The 16,649-nt window shown below is 73.3% G+C and carries 13 protein-coding genes; 3 read left to right on the top strand and 10 right to left on the bottom strand.

From position 1 onward, the window contains the following. Both KMS84_RS33340 and gabT read right to left on the bottom strand, forming a co-directional pair. Positions 1-744: phosphatase PAP2 family protein (locus KMS84_RS33340; RefSeq protein ID WP_306425511.1), on the bottom strand; the 744-nt coding region annotated here is incomplete at its 3' end. 445 nt (positions 745-1,189) lie between these two features. Then, positions 1,190-2,524 (bottom strand): 4-aminobutyrate--2-oxoglutarate transaminase, encoded by a 1,335-nt coding sequence (gene gabT, locus KMS84_RS33335; RefSeq protein ID WP_256920257.1) that lies wholly within the window; start codon positions 2,522-2,524, stop codon positions 1,190-1,192. Between the two features lie 250 nt (positions 2,525-2,774). Here gabT and KMS84_RS33330 point away from each other — a divergent pair, with 250 nt between their 5' ends. Together KMS84_RS33330 and KMS84_RS33325 are read left to right on the top strand one after the other, a co-directional pair. Next, entirely contained in the window at positions 2,775-5,165 is a 2,391-nt protein-coding gene (locus tag KMS84_RS33330) for an ATP/GTP-binding protein (RefSeq protein ID WP_256920256.1), read from the top strand. A 123-nt stretch (positions 5,166-5,288) separates the two neighbouring features. Beyond that, positions 5,289-6,983, top strand: a complete 1,695-nt coding sequence (locus KMS84_RS33325) for a PucR family transcriptional regulator (RefSeq protein ID WP_256920255.1) — start codon at positions 5,289-5,291, stop codon at positions 6,981-6,983. A 119-nt stretch (positions 6,984-7,102) separates the two neighbouring features. Here the strand turns inward: KMS84_RS33325 and KMS84_RS33320 are convergent, their stop codons facing one another. From KMS84_RS33320 to KMS84_RS33290, 7 genes are all read right to left on the bottom strand, one after another. Next, positions 7,103-7,555 (bottom strand): bifunctional DNA primase/polymerase, encoded by a 453-nt coding sequence (locus KMS84_RS33320; RefSeq protein ID WP_256920254.1) that lies wholly within the window; start codon positions 7,553-7,555, stop codon positions 7,103-7,105. A gap of 123 nt (positions 7,556-7,678) precedes the next feature. Further along, entirely contained in the window at positions 7,679-9,097 is a 1,419-nt protein-coding gene (locus tag KMS84_RS33315; protein WP_256920253.1) for an NAD(P)/FAD-dependent oxidoreductase, read from the bottom strand. Between the two features lie 32 nt (positions 9,098-9,129). Continuing rightward, on the bottom strand, positions 9,130-9,930 hold the full coding sequence (locus KMS84_RS33310) for an ABC transporter permease (RefSeq protein WP_256920252.1): 801 nt from the start codon (positions 9,928-9,930) through the stop codon (positions 9,130-9,132). Next, on the bottom strand, positions 9,931-10,860 hold the full coding sequence (locus tag KMS84_RS33305; protein ID WP_256920251.1) for an ABC transporter permease: 930 nt from the start codon (positions 10,858-10,860) through the stop codon (positions 9,931-9,933). It abuts the gene before it with no gap. A gap of 1 nt (position 10,861) precedes the next feature. Continuing rightward, positions 10,862-12,013, bottom strand: coding sequence for an ABC transporter ATP-binding protein (locus KMS84_RS33300; RefSeq protein ID WP_256920250.1), 1,152 nt, complete (start codon positions 12,011-12,013; stop codon positions 10,862-10,864). Between the two features lie 5 nt (positions 12,014-12,018). Continuing rightward, positions 12,019-13,254 carry an ABC transporter substrate-binding protein gene (locus tag KMS84_RS33295; protein ID WP_256920249.1) on the bottom strand — a complete coding sequence of 412 codons (1,236 nt, stop codon included), beginning with the start codon at positions 13,252-13,254 and terminating at the stop codon, positions 12,019-12,021. A gap of 56 nt (positions 13,255-13,310) precedes the next feature. Then, positions 13,311-14,825 carry a gamma-aminobutyraldehyde dehydrogenase gene (locus KMS84_RS33290; RefSeq protein ID WP_256920248.1) on the bottom strand — a complete coding sequence of 505 codons (1,515 nt, stop codon included), beginning with the start codon at positions 14,823-14,825 and terminating at the stop codon, positions 13,311-13,313. A gap of 191 nt (positions 14,826-15,016) precedes the next feature. Between KMS84_RS33290 and ybiA the strand changes: the two genes are divergently transcribed. Further along, positions 15,017-15,607 carry a riboflavin biosynthesis intermediates N-glycosidase gene (gene ybiA / locus KMS84_RS33285; protein WP_256920247.1) on the top strand — a complete coding sequence of 197 codons (591 nt, stop codon included), beginning with the start codon at positions 15,017-15,019 and terminating at the stop codon, positions 15,605-15,607. Positions 15,608-15,674: 67 nt separating this feature from the next. Here ybiA and KMS84_RS33280 read toward each other — a convergent pair. Beyond that, the coding region (locus KMS84_RS33280) for a hypothetical protein (RefSeq protein WP_256920246.1) at positions 15,675-16,649 on the bottom strand (975 nt) is incomplete at its 5' end.

Raw genomic sequence — 16,649 nt, 5'->3', positions numbered from 1 at the left:
GGACACCCCCGCTCCCCCGCCGGACGCCTTCGGCCCCGTGCAGGGCCTCCCCCGGTCCCGTTCCGGTTCCCGTTGCTCCTCGTCTCCCGGCTCCTCCCTCGGGTCCGGCCCGGGGTCCCGCTCCCGTTCCCGTTCCCGGCGCAGGAGGAGTCGCAGCGCGCCGAGCAGCACCGCGCCCAGGCACCAGCTCGCCACGACGTCCGACGGCCAGTGGTAGCCGCGCCGGACCAGTCCGAAGGAGACGGCCAGGACGAGGAGCGCGCCCGTGGCGACGGCCGCCCGGCGGGCGCGCGACGAGCGCAGCCACGGCAGCGCGACCAGCACCGCCGCGCCGTAGGCGACGGCCGCCGTCGCCGTGTGCCCGGACGGGTAGTAGCCGGTGGCCGGCGGCACGGCGGGAGTGCCGGGCCGGTCGATCCACTCCTTCAGGGGGACGACGATCAGCGGCACCAGCGCCATCAGGCACAGCGCGGCGAGGGGCGGGACCCACCATCGCGGGCGGCCCGCGCCCCGGCCCCGCCACGCCGTCCACGCCGCCGCCAGCACCAGGACGGGCACCGCGACCTGCACGTTCCCCAGGTCCGCCAACAGCTCGCCGGCCCGGCCGGGGCGGACCAGTGCGTGGCTGAGGCGCTCGTCGGCGGCCACGAGCGGCCCGTCGGCGGCCACCTGCCAGGTGATCAGCGCGAAGAGGACGGCGGGAGGCAGGAGGCCGAGGAGGGCGCGGCTCGGTCGGGACGGCATGGACCCCAGCTTGTCAGCAGCGGGGCGGAGCCGGACCGGGAACGAAAAGGACCCCGGACGCATCCGGGGTCCGCTTTTCGTGGTTCGCACCAGAGAAGGAGGTCGGCCACCCCGGAACAGGGGGGGGTGGTTCCGGGGTGGCCGTCCGGACCGGGTCGTCGGCCGCCCCGGGGGGTTTGGGGCGGACGACCGTCCGATCGGTGTGGAGATTTCCGGAGCCGGAGACTCCGGGTGTGTGCGCGAGGGCACGACCGGGTCGAAGCTGGGGAGGCCCCGGCCCGGCGTCCGTCCACAGTCCCCTGTGGACGGGGTGTATCTCTCATCTGGGTAGAACCTACGGCAGGGACAGGCGCTACGACAGGCCGTATCCCGTCCCGCCATCCTCCTCGCACACGTTCTTCACACCCTGTGCGGGCACAGGGAGACAGGTGTGCGGTGGGGCCGCTCAGATGCGCGCGAAAGCCTGCTCGATGATGTCCAGACCCTCGCCGAGCAGGTCGTCGCCGATGACCAGCGGGGGCAGGAAGCGCAGCACGTTGCCGTAGGTGCCGCAGGTCAGGACCAGCAGGCCCTCCTGGTGGCAGGCCTTGGCCAGGGCGGCGGTGGCCTCGGGGTTCGGCTCCTTCGTCGCACGGTCCTTGACGAGCTCGACCGCGATCATGGCGCCGCGTCCGCGGACGTCGCCGATGACATCGAACTTCTCGGCCATGGCCGTCAGACGGCCCTTCATGACGGCCTCGATGTGCCGGGCCCGGGCGTTGAGGTCGAGCTCCTTCATCGTCTCGATCGCGCCGAGCGCGCCCGCGCAGGCGACCGGGTTGCCGCCGTAGGTGCCGCCCAGGCCGCCCGCGTGGGCGGCGTCCATGATCTCGGCGCGGCCGGTGACGGCGGCGAGCGGCAGCCCGCCGGCGATGCCCTTGGCCGTGGTGATCAGGTCCGGGACGATGCCCTCGTCCTCGCAGGCGAACCACTGGCCGGTGCGGCAGAAGCCGGACTGGATCTCGTCGGCGACGAAGACGATGCCGTTGGCGGAGGCGAACTCGCGGACGGCCGGCAGGAAGCCCTTGGCCGGCTCGATGAAGCCGCCCTCGCCGAGCAGCGGCTCGATGATGATCGCGGCCACGTTGTCCGCGCCGACCTGCTTGGTGATCTGGTCGATGGCCTGCGCGGCGGCCTCGGGGCCCGCGTTCTCGGGGCCGGTGGGCCAGCGGTAGCCGTAGGCGACCGGGACGCGGTAGACCTCGGGGGCGAACGGGCCGAAGCCGTGCTTGTACGGCATGTTCTTCGCCGTCAGGGCCATGGTGAGGTTGGTGCGCCCGTGGTAACCGTGGTCGAAGACGACGACGGCCTGGCGCTTGGTGTACGCACGCGCGATCTTGACGGCGTTCTCGACGGCCTCGGCGCCCGAGTTGAACAGCGCGGACTTCTTGGCGTGGTCGCCCGGGGTCAGCTCGGCGAGCGCCTCGGCGACCGCCACGTAGCCCTCGTAGGGGGTGACCATGAAACAGGTGTGGGTGAAGTCGGCGAGCTGGGCGGTGGCCCGGCGCACGACGGCCTCGGCGGAGGCGCCGACGGAGGTCACCGCGATGCCGGAGCCGAAGTCGATCAGACGGTTGCCGTCGACGTCCTCGATGATGCCGCCGCCCGCGCGCGTGGTGAAGACGGGGAGCACCGAGCCCACGCCGGCCGCCACCGCGGCGGTACGGCGGGCCTGAAGTTCCTGCGACTTCGGGCCGGGGATGGCGGTGACGACGCGGCGCTCCTGCGGAAGGGCGGTCATGACGGGCTCCTGTGGTTCTGCGAACGGGTCTTTGCGGACGCTTTTCCCTTTTCTCGCAGGCTAGGACGGCGGACGGGGGGTGGGCATGCTCCATGTGGGCGGTGTCGGAGGGACGGGTTGTCCGTCGTGGACAGTGCCGAACACGGACCGTCCTCGCGGGCGCGGCCGCGTAAGCGGTGAACTCCCGTTGCGGGCGCGTTAGATTGACTCGCTGATGTCGGACGGAACGGCTGGTCAGGGGGCAAGGGCGATGGACAGCGACGGGACGCAGGACGCGCGGGGTACGCATGCGAATCCTGTGCCGCGCCCGGCGGGGCCCGCGCACCCGCCGCCGGCTCCCCCGCGGCCGACCCGTGCGCCGGGCGTGCCGGGCGTGCCTCCGGCCGCCGAGCACGCGCCGCGGGCCGCGTCCGCCGTCGCCGCCTGGCTCGACGAGGCGCGTCCGGCGTCCCGGCCGGGGATCTGGCGGTTCGGCCACCGGCCCCCCGCGCCGCCGCGGGCCTCGGAACGCCTCGCGCCGGTGACCGTCGTCGGCATGCTGGTCCCGCTGGTGATCGCGCTGGTTCTGTGGTCGCTGTGGCGGCGGGGCGCGCTGCCGTACCAGTTCACCCTGCTGCGGCTGTTCACCCCCGGCGACTGGTGGTGGGGCGGCACGATCGCCTCCCCCAAGACCATGGACGGCGCCGAGGCGCGGGTGGTCTACGACGGCGTCTTCTTCGCCGTCCTGCTCTACGCCATGGGCCGGCTGGGCAGCTGGCCGCACGTGGTGCGGCACTTCGTCGGCCGGCGGCCGCAGCCCGCGCGGGCCCTGATCGCCCTGCTGGCGGCGCTGGCCGCGCTGAGCTTCGTCTTCCCCGGCGCCTTCGGCGTCGGCTGGGACGCGCTGCCGGTGATCGACCCGCTGTTCTCGCTGATCGTGCTGGTCTCCGGCGGCTACGAGCTGTTCGCCTCCCCGCTGTTCACGAACGCGCTGTACGCCGTCGTCACGGCGCTGGTGGTCTGGCCGTTCGCGCGGGTCGGGGGCTGGCTGCCGTACGCCAGGGAGCGGCTCGCCGCCCGGCAGGCCGGCCCCGTGCCCGGCGTGCCCCCGGCCGAGCGGCCCCGCTCGCAGTGGCCCGAGCTGCGCGACGCCGGGCAGCACGAGGCGGCCGACCTGCTCACCGGCGAGGTCGCCGCGGGCCGGATGAACGACGTGGACTGCGTGCGGGTGCGCCAGGCGTGGAGCGCGGGGCTAGGGGACTTCCGGGAGACCGTGCTGCGGCAGGGCGGCGCGGCCTGGACGCACCCCTCCGGCGACCGCGACCTGCCCCGGCGCGCGGCGCGCCACGACCTGCTCGCCGGGCAGGTGCGCATCGGCCGCTGGGTGGCCTCCGAGCGCACCCCGCCGGCCTATCACGACGCGGGAGCCGCGCTCGGACCCGACCTGCTGGGCACCTCCCTGCTGGCGGTCGGACCGTCGGGCTCGGGCAAGACGCGCACGCTGACCGAGCCGCTGACCGAGGCGCTGGCCCTACAGGCGCTGACCGGGACGTGCGCCGTCGTCGCCGTGTCCGCGCCCGGCGGCGGCCCGCTCGCCTCCGACTCCGCGTTCGACGTGATCGTGCGGATCGGCGACCCCTCGTCGGTGCACGACCTCGACCCGTACGCGGGCTGCGACGACCCGGACGAGGCGGCCGCCGTGCTCGCCGAGGCGCTGGTCGGCGACCTCGACTCGGTGGGCGCGCAGAGCGCGGCCACGGCGCTGGCCCAGCTGCTCGGCCCCTACCGTGCGGCGCACGGACGCTTCCCCGCCCTCGCCGAGCTGCGCGAGCTGCTGGAGGGTGAGCCCGGCGCGCTGTCCGCGCTGCGCGAGGCGGTGGCCGGGGACGAGGTGATGCGGCGCGAGTTGCAGGCGCGTGTGCGGCAGACGGGCACACCGGGCGACCCGGGCCGCGCGCTCGCCGACCGGCTGGCGCTGCTGAGCCGGCCGGCGTTCGCGGGCTTCTTCGGCGCGGACGGCGACGCGCACCGGACGTTCTCGCTGCGCGCCGTCGCCCACCATCCGCTCCGGGTGCGGATCGACCTGCCCGAACGCGGCCACGAGGAGGCCGGCCGGCTGATCACCCGGCTGGTCCTCGCGCAGTTCCACACCGTCGTGCGCGAGCGGCACGAGCACTTCGCCTGTCTGGTCCTGGACGACGCCACGGGGGCCGTCACCGACGGGTCGGTGCGCCGGCTCCAGCGGCTGCGCTCGCAGAACGCGGGCGTGGTGCTCGCCCTGCGCAGCGTCGGCGACGTCCCCGAGGCCCTGCACGGGCCGCTCTACGGGGCCGTCGGCTGCCGGATGGCGTTCTCCGGGATCACGACCTGGGACGGCGGGAGGTTCGCGCAGACCTGGGGCACGGAGTGGGTGGAGACCACGGAGGTCGCCAAGCACACCGTGTTCGCCGACCAGCCGATGACCCGGGCCATCCACGCGCTGCGCAAACTGGTCACCGGCAACGCGGTGACCACGGACGCGGTGACCGTGCGCCAGGTCGAGCGGGAGCGGTGGTCGGCGTCGCAGCTGGCGCACGAGGTCCCGCCCGGGCACGCGGTGCTGTCCCTCACCAGCGTCGGGGGCGAGCACACGCCGCCGCTGCTGGTGGATCTGCGGAGCTGAAGGGACGCCCCCGAGCCCTTACAGTGAGGCAGAATCGGCACAGGCCCTTCATACGAAGCGGCCAAAAGATCATCCGCCGACACCGGCCCCGCCGCTCGCTCGTCTCCTCGACCTGAAGGCCCCATGCCTCTCACGCTCGCCTCGCTCGCCCACCACTCCGCGCTGAAGCTGACCGTGCGGGCGGGCGGGGACCGCCTGGACGTGCCGGTGCGCTGGGCGCACGCCAGCGAGCTCGCGGACCCGGTGCCCTACATGGAGGGCGGGGAGCTGCTGCTGATCACCGCGCTGAAGCTGGACGCCGAGGACCCGGAGACCATGCGGCGCTATGTGCGACGGCTGGTCAAGGCGGGCGTGGTCGGGCTGGGCTTCGCCGTGGGCGTCCACTACGAGCAGATCCCGGCGGCGCTGCTGGACGCGGCCGCGGAGGAGGGCCTGCCGCTGCTGGAGGTGCCGCGCCGCACGCCCTTCCTCGCCATCAGCAAGGCGGTGTCGGCGGCGATCGCCGCGGACCAGTACCGGGCGGTGACGGCCGGGTTCGCGGCCCAGCGGGAGCTGACCCGGCAGGCGCTGACCGAGGGCCCCGAGGGACTGCTCGGCGCGCTCGCCGCGCAGGTGGACGGGTGGGCGGCCCTCTACGACGCCTCGGGCGCCGTGGTGGCGGCCGCGCCCGAGTGGGCGGGCCGGCGGGCGGCGCGGCTCACCGCGGAGGTGGAGCGGCTGCGGGAGCGGCCGGCGCCCGCCTCGGCGGTGGTCGGCAGCGGCGCGGCGGACCACCCCGAGCACGAGGACCGCGACGACGACCGGATCGAACTGCACTCCCTGGGCACCGGCCGGCGCCCGCGCGCGGCGCTCGCCGTCGGCACCGCGTCGGCCCCCGGCACGGCGGAGCGGTACGCCGTCCACTCGGCCATCGCCCTGCTGACCCTGACCACGGAACGCTCCCGTCCGCTGCACGCGGCACAGCAGCGGATCGGCGCGGCGGTGCTGCGCATGCTGCTGGCCGGCGAGCCCGACCACGCGCGGGCCGTCGCCGGGGACCTGTACGGCGATCTGCTCGACGCGCCCTTCCGGGTGATCGTCGCCGAGGCGCCGTCGACCGCGCGGACGGCTGCGGAACCGTCGGCGCGAGGCGCCGCGGGCGCCGCCGAGGGGCCGCACGCGCGCGGGGCGCTCGCGGCCGCCCCGGCCTCGGACCCCTTCGGCGGCCTGGTCGAGGCGATCGAGTCGGCGGCCGCCCGCGCCGGGGAGGCCGTGCTGGCGGTTCCCGACGGCGAGCGGCTGACGGCGCTGGTCAGGGACGGGGGTGCGGCCGCGGCGGCGTGCGCGCGGTACGCCACGGCGCGCGAGGGCGCGCGGGCGGACGACGGCGTCGCGCCCGGGGCCGGCGACCAGCCCGAGCTGGTCGTGGGGCTGTCGGCGCCGGCCGGGCCGATCGCGGCGACGGCGGCCTACCGGCAGGCCGAACAGGCGCTGTCCGTGGCGCGGCGCCGGGGCCGGTTCTTCGTGGAGCACGAGCAGCTCGCGGCGGGTTCGGTGCTGCCCCTGCTGGCGGACGACGCGGTGAAGGCGTTCGCGGACGGCCTGCTGCGGGCGCTGCACGAACACGACGCGACCGGTCGCGGCGACCTGGTGGCCTCCCTGCGGGCCTGGCTGTCCCGGCACGGCCAGTGGGACGCGGCGGCGGCCGACCTGGGCGTCCACCGTCACACCCTGCGCTACCGCATGCGGCGGGTGGAGGAGATCCTCGGGCGCTCCCTCGACGATCCGGACGTCCGCATGGAACTGTGGCTGGCCCTGAAGACGACCTCGCCGGACTGAGCCCCGTCCGACGCAGGGCGCGCCGTCGCCGCAGGCCCCGGCCGCCGGGGCGGCGCGAAGCCCTCGGGGCAGGTCCGCCGGCCCCGCGACCGGCCACGGGACCGCGCGGGCCCCGGCCGTCAGTCGGCTCCTCCGTCCGCGAGGGCGGCCGCCGCCTCGTGCATCGCCAGTTCGAGGAGCGCGGGGTCGGTCAGGGTTCCGGTGCCGTCCGGGGGGACCAGCCAGCGCACGGTCCCGGTCGAGCGGCCCGGGTAGGGCACGACGATCCAGGTGCCCGTCCCGGCCGTGCGGATGCCGGTGCCGAGCCAGCGGGCGGCCGTCCCGGGCGCCACGAAGAAGCCCATGCGGTCGTCCCCGAAGTCGACGAGCACCGGGCCCGGCCGGTCGAGGATCCGGGTGAGCACGTCGAGGGTGGGATAGCCGAGCCCGCCCGGGAGGATGAGCACGTCCCACGCCCTGCCCGCGGGCAGCAGCGCCACTCCCAGGGGGTTGCGCTCCCACTCCCAGCGGCACGCCTCGGGATCCGGTGCGACCGATGCCAGCCATTCGACGGCCGTCTTCGCCCCAGCCATGAGAAGACCTCCCCTTCACCAGTGGACGCGGTCGCGTCACCGGGGAGAGGGAGGTCCCCGTCGGGCATTACGCGGGTTCGGGCAACCCGTTGGAGTGAACCGGCCCGGCGTCCACCGGAGCGGTCAGCTGTCGAAGCCCAGGCCCAGCCGGTCCATCGTCCGCAGCCACAGGTTGCGCCGTCCGCCGTGCGCGTCGGCCCGGGCCAGCGACCACTTGGTGAGGGCGATGCCGGTCCAGGCGAACGGCTCGGGCGGGAAGGGCAGCGGCTTCCTGCGGACCATCTCCAGCGACGTCCGCTCGGTGCTCTCCCCGGACAGCAGGTCCAGCATCACCTCGGCGCCGAACCGGGTCGCCCCGACACCCAGCCCGGTGTACCCGGCCGCGTAGGCCACCCTGCCCCGGTGGGCCGTGCCGAAGAACGCCGAGAAGCGCGAGCAGGTGTCGATGGCCCCGCCCCACGCGTGGGTGAAGCGGACGTCCTCCAGCTGGGGGAAGCAGCGGAAGAAGTGCTCGGCGAGCTTGGCGTACGTCTGCGGCCGGTCGTCGTACTCGGCGCGGACCCGGCCCCCGTAGGGGTAGACGGCGTCGTACCCGCCCCACAGGATCCGGTTGTCGGCCGACAGCCGGAAGTAGTGGAACTGGTTGGCCGAGTCCCCGAGCCCCTGCCGGTTCTTCCAGCCGATCGAGTCGAGCTGCCCGGCGGTCAGCGGCTCGGTCATCAGCGCGTAGTCGTACACCGGCACGGTGTACGACCGCACCCGCCGCACCAGGCTGGGGAAGATGTTCGTCCCCAGGGCGACCTGCCGGGCGCGGACCTGCCCGTACGGGGTGCGGACGGCCATGGCGCCGCCGTGCGGCTTCAGGTCCAGCGCGGGGGTGTGCTCGTACACGCGCACCCCGAGCCGCAGACAGGCCGCCTTCAGGCCCCAGGCGAGCTTCGCCGGGTGGAGCATGGCGACGCCCCGCCGGTCGTACAGGCCGGCCTCGAAGGTGGGCGAGGCGACCTGCTCGCGCACCGCGTCGGCGTCGAGGTACTCGAGGCCGTCGCCGAGGCCGCGGCGGTCGAGCTCCTCGTACCAGTCGCGCAGTTCGCGCGCCTGGTACTCCTCGGTGGCGACGTCGATCTCGCCGGTGCGCTCGAAGTCGCAGTCGATGCCGTGCCGGGCGACCGCCGCCTCGATCTCGTCGAGGTTGCGCGTCCCGAGCTCCTGGAGCCGGTGGATCTCGTCCGGCCAGCGGGTGAGCCCGTTGGCCGCCCCGTGGGTGAGGGAGGCCGCGCAGAACCCCCCGTTGCGGCCGGAGGCGGCCCAGCCCACTTCCCGCCCCTCCAGCAGGACGACGTCGCGCTGCGGTTCGCGCTCCTTGGCGACGAGCGCGGTCCACAGACCGCTGTAGCCGCCGCCGACGACCAGCAGGTCGCAGGTCTCGGGGCCGGTGAGCGCGGCCTCGGGGCGGGGCCGGCCCGGGTCCTCCAGCCAGAACGGGGCCGGCTGGGCGTCGGAAAGAGCGGTGGTCCACCGGTTCATGGCGCTCGGGGCCATGATGTCAACTCCCTACGGAATGCTGCGCAGGCTCACGCCTTCTGCTTGTTGCGGCGGTTGCCGATGACCATCGACGTCAGGACGAGGGCCACGGCGACGAGGAACATGGCCGTGCCGATGACGTTGATCTGGACGGGCGTCCCGCGCTGAGCCGAGCCCCAGACGAACATGGGGAACGTGACGGTGGAGCCCGCGTTGAAGTTGGTGATGATGAAGTCGTCGAAGGAGAGCGCGAAGGCGAGCAGCGCGCCCGCGGCGATTCCGGGGGCGGCGATCGGCAGGGTGACCCGCAGGAACGTCTGCGCGGGCCCGGCGTAGAGGTCCTGGGCGGCCTGTTCCAGGCGCGGATCCATGGACATCACGCGTGCCTTCACGGCCGTCACGACGAAGCTCAGGCAGAACATGACGTGGGCGATGAGGATCGTCCAGAATCCCAGCTGGGCGCCCAGGTTGAGGAACAGGGTGAGCAGCGAGGCCGCCATGACGACCTCGGGCATGGCCATCGGCAGGAAGATCAGCGAGTTGACGGCGCCCCGCGCGCGGAAGCGGTAACGCACCAGCGCGAAGGCGATCATCGTGCCGAGGAGGGTGGCGCCCACGGTCGCCCAGACGGCGATCTGGAGGCTGAGCGACAGCGAGCCGCACATGCCGGCGACCCCGCACGGGTCCTTCCAGGCGTCCGTGGAGAACTGCTGCCACTCGTAGTTGAAGCGGCCCTTGGGCTTGTTGAAGGAGAACACCGTGACGACGACGTTCGGCAGGAGGAGGTACGCGAGCGTCAGAAGTCCCGCGATGACCACGAAATGGCGCTTGAGCCAGTTGACGAAGGGCATTTAGACCAGATCCTCCGTCCCGGACCTGCGGATGTAGAAGGTGACCATGAGGAGGATCGCTGCCATGAGGATGAAGGAGAGGGCCGCGGCCGTCGGGTAGTCCAGCACGCGCAGGAACTGCGTCTGGATCACGTTGCCGATCATGCGGGTGTCGGTCGAGCCGAGGAGCTCCGCGTTGACGTAGTCGCCGGACGCCGGGATGAACGTCAGCAGCGTTCCGGAGACCACGCCCGGCATCGACAGCGGGAAGGTGACCTTGCGGAAGACGGTGGACGGACGCGCGTACAGGTCGCCCGCCGCCTCGTGCAGCCGTCCGTCGATGCGCTCCAGCGAGGAGTACAGCGGAAGGATCATGAACGGCAGGAAGTTGTACGTCAGACCGCAGACGACCGCGAGCGGTGTGGCGAGGACCCGGTCCCCGGCCGTCCAGCCGAGCCAGCTGGTGACGTCGAGGACGTGCAGGGTGTTCAGGGCGCCGACGACGGGACCGCCGTCCGCGAGGATCGTCTTCCAGGCCAGGGTGCGGATCAGGAAGCTGGTGAAGAAGGGGGCGATCACCAGGATCATGATCAGGTTGCGCCAGCGTCCGGCGCGGAAGGCGATCAGATAGGCCAGCGGGTAGCCGAGCACCAGGCACAGGACCGTGGCGGCGCCCGCGTAGAGCACCGACCGCAGGAACTGCGGCCAGTAGGCGCCGAGGGCGTCCCAGTAGGTCGCGAGGTGCCAGGTGACCTTGTAGCCCTGCTCCAGGGAGCCCGTCTGCACGGACGTGGAGGCCTGGTAGATCATCGGCAGCGCGAAGAACACCACCAGCCAGAGCAGACCGGGCAGCAGCAGCCAGTACGGCGTCAGACGGCCGCGTCTGCGCGGCGGCTTCTTCGCGGGCGCCGTCGGGGACAGAGGCGGGGGCGCCTCGGTGAGCGTCGCCATCTCAGACCGCCGCCTCTTCCTGGATGCCGGCGTCGATGTCCTGCGCCGCGTCCAGGCCGAAGGTGTGCGCCGGGCTCCAGTGCAGGACCACGTCGGCGCCGGGCACGAGCCGGGCGTCGCGTTCGACGTTCTGGGCGTAGACCTCGAACTCGGGGCAGACCGAGCTGTCGATGACGTACTGCGTGGAGACGCCGATGAACGAGGAGTTGGCGATCCTGCCCGTGATGCGGTTGCGGCCCTCGGGGATCTCGCCCGCGTCGTCGGCGTGGCTGAGGGAGATCTTCTCCGGACGGACGCCGACCAGCACCCTCCCGCCGGTCGTCGTCGGCGCGGAGCAGCGCGCCTTGGGCAGCACCAGCTTGCCGCCGCCCGCCTTCAGGACGATGTCGTCGCCGCTCGCGGAGTCGACCTCGGCCTCGATGAGGTTGGAGGTGCCCAGGAAGTTGGCGACGAACGTGGTCTGCGGGTTCTCGTAGAGGTCGGCCGGGGAGCCGAGCTGCTCCACGCGGCCCGCGTTCATCACCGCGACCGTGTCGGCCATCGTCATGGCCTCCTCCTGGTCGTGCGTGACGTGCACGAAGGTGATGCCGACCTCGGTCTGGATGCGCTTGAGCTCCAGCTGCATCTGGCGGCGCAGCTTGAGGTCGAGGGCGCCGAGGGGCTCGTCGAGGAGGAGCACCTTGGGGTGGTTGATCAGAGCGCGGGCCACGGCGACGCGCTGCTGCTGGCCGCCGGAGAGCTGGTGCGGCTTCTTGCGGGCCTGCTCGCCGAGCTGGACGAGCTCCAGCATGTCCTCGACCTGCTTCTTCACGCTCTTGATGCCGCGCCGGCGCAGACCGAAGGCGACGTTCTCGAAGATGTCGAGGTGCGGGAAGAGGGCGTAGGACTGGAAGACGGTGTTCACCGGGCGCTTGTACGGCGGGAGGGCCGTGACGTCGAGGTCGCCGAGGTGGACGGTCCCGGAGGAGGGTTCCTCCAGGCCCGCGATCATGCGCAGGGTGGTGGTCTTGCCGCAGCCGGAGGCGCCGAGCAGGGCGAAGAAGGAGCCCTGCGGGACGGTCAGGTCCAGCGGGTGCACGGCGGTGAAGGAGCCGTAGGTCTTGCTGATGCCGGCGAGGCGGACGTCGCCGCTGCCGCTGTCGGTCGTCTTCATCGTCGTCACGCCCCAGTGAGCTTTGCGAACTTGGCCTGGTAGGCGGCCTCTTCCTTCGAGCTCAGGGAGCGGAAGGCGTGGGACTTCGCCTGCATGGCCTTGTCGGGAAGGATCAGCGGGTTGTCGGCCGCCGTCTTGTCGATCTTGGCGAGGTACGGTTTCACGTCCGCGACCGGACTGACGTAGTTGATGTACGCGGCGAGTTCGGCGGCCGGCTCGGGCTGGTAGTAGAAGTCGATCAGCCGCTCGGCGTTCGTCTTGTGGCGCGCCTTGTTGGGGATCAGCATGTTGTCGGTCGACGTCATGTAGCCGCTGTCCGGGATGACGTAGGCGACGTCGGGGTTGTCCGCCTGGAGCTGGACGATGTCGCCGCCCCAGGCCACGCAGGCCGCGAGGTCGCCCTTGCTGAGGTCGGACGTGTAGTCGTTGCCGGTGAAGCGGCGGATCTGCCCCTTGTCGACGGCCTTCTGGAGGCGGGCGAGGACGGCGTCGTAGTCGTCGTCGGTGAACTTCGCCGGGTCCTTGCCCATGTCGAGCATCGTCATGCCGACGGTGTCGCGCATCTCGGTGAGCAGGCCGACCCGGCCCTTGAGCGCCGGGGTGTCGAGCAGGTCCGAGACCGACTTCACCTCGACGCCGTTCAGCGCCTTCTTGTTGTAGGCGATGACCGTCGAGATGCCCTGCCAGGGGTACGAGTAGGCGCGGCCCGGGTCCCAGTCGGGGCTGCGGAACTGCTCGGACAGGTTGGCGAAGGCGTGGGGCAGGTGGGAGGCGTCCAGCTTCTGCACGTACCCGAGGCGGATCATGCGGGCGGCCAGCCAGTCGGTGAGGACGATGAGGTCGCGTCCGGTGTCCTGGCCGGCGGCCAGCTGCGGCTGGATCTTGCCGAAGAACTCGTCGTTGTCGTTGATGTCCTCGGTGTAGGCGACCGAGATCCCCGTCTGCTTGCGGAACGCGTCCAGCGTGGGGCGGTGCTTGCCGCTGTCGTCGACGTCGATGTACTCGGGCCAGTTGGAGAACCTGACCACCTTCTCCTTCGCCGAGTGGTCGTCGGCGGACACGCCGCCCTGGGACTTGCCGGCGGCGGGGATGCCGCAGGCGCTCAGCGCCCCGGCCCCGCCGGCCGCGAGGGCGCCGCCCATCAGCGCCCGGCGGGTCATGGCGGCCCTGCCGCTGCGCAAGCTGCGCCGTATGGCGGCCGCTTCGGCCTGGCTCGTGCGGTCGGGCTCGTACTGCTCCATGCGCGTGGTGCCCTTTCGGGAGGTCCGGCCGTTGGTCCGCGGCCGTTCGTCGTCGCTTATGAGTCCCCGAAGACAGTGCGGTGCCAGGGCTTGCGGGCAACCGCCGTGTTATCGAACATAACGTGCTTTACCTGGGTGTACTCCTCGAACGAATACGCTGACATGTCCTTGCCGAAGCCGGAGGCCTTGTAACCGCCGTGCGGCATCTCGCTGATGATCGGGATGTGGTCGTTGATCCACACGCATCCGGCCTGGATCTCGCGTGTCGCCCGGTTCGCCCGGAACACGTCGCGGGTCCACGCGGAGGCGGCCAGCCCGTAGGGGGTGTCGTTGGCGAGGGCGATGCCCTCGTCGTCGCCGTCGAAGGGCAGGACCACCAGGACCGGCCCGAAGATCTCGGACTGGACGACCTCACTGTCCTGCGCCGCGTCCGCGATCAGCGTGGGGAGGTAGTACGCGCCGCTCTTCAGCTCACCCGAGGGCGCCTCGCCGCCGGTGACCACGCGCGCGTAGCCGCGCGCCCGGTCGACGAAGGCGGCGACCCGGTCGCGCTGCTGGTGCGAGACCAGCGGCCCGAGGTCGGTGCCCGGGGCGAAGGGGTCCCCGACCCGGACCGTTCCCATGAGCGCGGCCGTCCGCTCGACGAACGCCTCGTAGAGCGGGCGCTGCACGTACGCGCGCGTGGCCGCCGTGCAGTCCTGCCCGGTGTTGATGAGCGCGCCCGCGACCGCGCCGTTGGCGGCGGCCTCCAGGTCGGCGTCGTCGAAGACCAGCAGGGGCGCCTTGCCGCCGAGCTCCAGGTGCAGCCGCTTGACGGTCGCGGTGGCGACCTCGGCGACGCGCTTGCCGACGGCGGTGGAGCCGGTGAAGGACGTCATCGCCACACCGGGGTGGCCGACCAGGTGCTCGCCCGCGGTGCGCCCGGTCCCGGTGACGATGTTGACGACGCCGTCGGGGATGCCGGCCTCGGTGGCCGCCCGGGCGAACAGGAGCGAGGTGAGCGGGGTGAGCTCGGCGGGCTTGAGCACGATGGTGTTGCCCGCGGCGATCGCCGGGAGGATCTTCCAGGCCGCCATCTGGAGGGGGTAGTTCCAGGGGGCGATGGAGCCGACGACGCCGATGGGCTCTCGGCGGACGTAGGAGGTGTGGTCGCCGGAGTACTCGCCGGCCGACTGGCCCGCGAGGTGCCGGGCGGCCCCGGCGAAGAACGAGGTGTTGTCGATCGTCCCCGGGACGTCGAACTCGCGGGTCAGCTTCAGCGGCTTGCCGCACTGAAGGGACTCGGCGCGGGCCAGGTCCTCGGCCCGGTCGGCGAGGACCGCGGCGAAACGGTGCATCGCGTCGGAGCGCTCGCCCGGGGTGGCCGCGGACCAGCCGGGGAAGGCCGCGCGCGCGGCGGCGACGGCGGCGTCGACGTCGTCCGCGCCCGCCAGCTCGTAGGTGAGGACCTCCTCGCCGGTTGCGGGGTCGATCACGGTGTGGACGGCGCCGGACGTGCCCTTCGTCAGGCGGCCGGCGATGTACTGCGCGCCGTCCGAGAAACGTTCCTGTGCGGGAAACCGGTCCTGCATGTCGCTCTCCTCCGCCTTCGCCCCGAAGTGTTCGACAGCGGGTGGCGTAGCTCCAGCTCGATTTGATTGCCGATCCTGACAGAGCAAGGGCACTCCAACAAGTGATTCCGTTGTTGCCTTTTGGTTACGCGACGGAATCTGTCGGCGAGGGTCGACCAGGTGTCGAGTCGGAGTCGAAAAGGGGGGACGCTGTGTCAGTGGCGCGTGCCATGCTCGGCTGCATGGAGCGGATCGAGGACCGGGAGGCGCTGGTCAGCGCGGTCCGGGCGGGGGCCAGGATCAAGTACCTGCACTTCTGGGGCCACCGGCCGCGGCCGGACGGGCGGATCGGCGCGAGCTGTCTCAGCCAGTGGTGGCCGTCACCGTTCGTGGTCGACGGGGTCGGCTACGCGACGGCCGAGCACTGGATGATGGCCGGGAAGGCGCGGCTCTTCGGCGACGCCGAGGCGGAACGGCGGGCGCTCGCCGCCCGCTCCCCCGCGCAGGCGAAGAAGGAGGGGCGGCTGGTGCGCGGCTTCGACGAGGAGACCTGGCGGCGGGAGCGGTTCGGGATCGTCGTCGAGGGCAGCGTCCACAAGTTCGCCTCGGACGACGCGCTGCGCGCGTTCCTGCTGGGCACCGGTACGCGCGTGCTGGTCGAGGCGAGCCCCCTGGACCGCGTCTGGGGCATCGGACTGGCCGCGGACGACGAGGCCGCGACGGATCCTCGGCGGTGGCGGGGGCCGAACCTGCTGGGCTTCGCGCTGATGGAGGCGAGAGAGCGGCTGCGGGCCGGCGCCTGAGCCCGCCCGCACCGGCCGGCCGGGCGGGGCGCCGCCGGTGGGCGACGCCCCGCCGGTCGGCGGCGGCTCAGGGAGCCACGAACGTCAGGACGCCCACCGCGACGGCCAGCACGAGTCCCACGGCTCCGCAGATGACGCCGGCCAGCGCCTGGCCCGGGTTGGACGCCTCGCCCCGGCCGGCCCTGCGCCGCCCGACCGCTCCGAAGACGACGCCGAGGATGCCGAGGACGGCGGCCAGCGGCCACACGCAGAAGAGGACGGCGGCGAGGATCCCGAGCGCGAGCCCGGCGACGCCCATGCCGTTGCCGTCGCCTGCCCCGGCGCCGTTCCATCCGTACGGGCCCGGGACTCCGCCGTAAGGCGCACCCGCGTAGGGCGGCGGGGGCGGCGGATAGCCGTAGCCGTAGCCTCCCGGGTAGCCGTAGGGGACCTGTCCCGGCCCGTCGGGGGCGATGGGCGGCGGCGGGACCGCCTGCGCGGGAGGCGCGAAGGGGTTGGGAGGCGGACCGCCGATGACGGTCGCCGGGTTCGGCGGCGGGAAGGACGCGAGCGGCTGCCCGGCCTGCGGGGCGCCGAAGGGGTGGGCCCAGGGTCCGGGAGCGCCGCCGGCCGCCGGCAGCGAGGTGACCGTCCGCTGGTCGTGGACGGACGGGGGCGCCTGGCCGGGAACGACGGGGGCCGGGCCGGCGGCGGCACCGGGCCCGTGCGGCTCGGCGCCACCGGGCGCGTGCGGCTCGGCGCCACCGGGCGCGGCCCACGGATCGGCCGCGCCGGCCGCCCCCTCGTCCGCCGGCGCCGCGTCGGACGGGTAGGCCGCCGACGGGGGCGTCTGCGCCAGTGAGGCGTCCGTTCCCGGGGACGCGGGCGCGGGCCACACGAGGCCGGGCGCCCGGCCGGCGCTCCCGGCCGCGGCCACCGGCCCGTTGCCCGGTGCGACCTTGTCCCACGCGACCCTGTCCGACGCGGCCTTGTCCGACGGGACCCCGCCGACGGCGTCCCGCGGCCCGTCGGGCTCGGTGGGGGCGGGGGCGGACCGTGGGGG

Source organism: Streptomyces hilarionis (assembly GCF_024539675.1).
GTDB lineage: Bacteria > Actinomycetota > Actinomycetes > Streptomycetales > Streptomycetaceae > Streptomyces > Streptomyces hilarionis.
The sequence above is the reverse complement of the archived record's forward strand: the minus strand, read 5'-3'. Positions and strand labels throughout refer to the sequence as shown.

Bases quoted from the DNA above. Each gene is read 5' to 3' on its own strand.
- KMS84_RS33325 (WP_256920255.1), top strand. From the start codon at position 5,289: ATGCCTCTCACGCTCGCCTCGCTCGCCCACCACTCCGCGCTGAAGCTG.
- gabT (WP_256920257.1), bottom strand. From the start codon at position 2,524: ATGACCGCCCTTCCGCAGGAGCGCCGCGTCGTCACCGCCATCCCCGGC.
- KMS84_RS33310 (WP_256920252.1), bottom strand. From the start codon at position 9,930: ATGCCCTTCGTCAACTGGCTCAAGCGCCATTTCGTGGTCATCGCGGGA.
- KMS84_RS33295 (WP_256920249.1), bottom strand. From the start codon at position 13,254: ATGGAGCAGTACGAGCCCGACCGCACGAGCCAGGCCGAAGCGGCCGCC.
- KMS84_RS33320 (WP_256920254.1), bottom strand. From the start codon at position 7,555: ATGGCTGGGGCGAAGACGGCCGTCGAATGGCTGGCATCGGTCGCACCG.
- KMS84_RS33330 (WP_256920256.1), top strand. From the start codon at position 2,775: ATGGACAGCGACGGGACGCAGGACGCGCGGGGTACGCATGCGAATCCT.
- KMS84_RS33290 (WP_256920248.1), bottom strand. From the start codon at position 14,825: ATGCAGGACCGGTTTCCCGCACAGGAACGTTTCTCGGACGGCGCGCAG.
- KMS84_RS33305 (WP_256920251.1), bottom strand. From the start codon at position 10,860: ATGGCGACGCTCACCGAGGCGCCCCCGCCTCTGTCCCCGACGGCGCCC.
- KMS84_RS33300 (WP_256920250.1), bottom strand. From the start codon at position 12,013: ATGAAGACGACCGACAGCGGCAGCGGCGACGTCCGCCTCGCCGGCATC.
- KMS84_RS33315 (WP_256920253.1), bottom strand. From the start codon at position 9,097: ATGGCCCCGAGCGCCATGAACCGGTGGACCACCGCTCTTTCCGACGCC.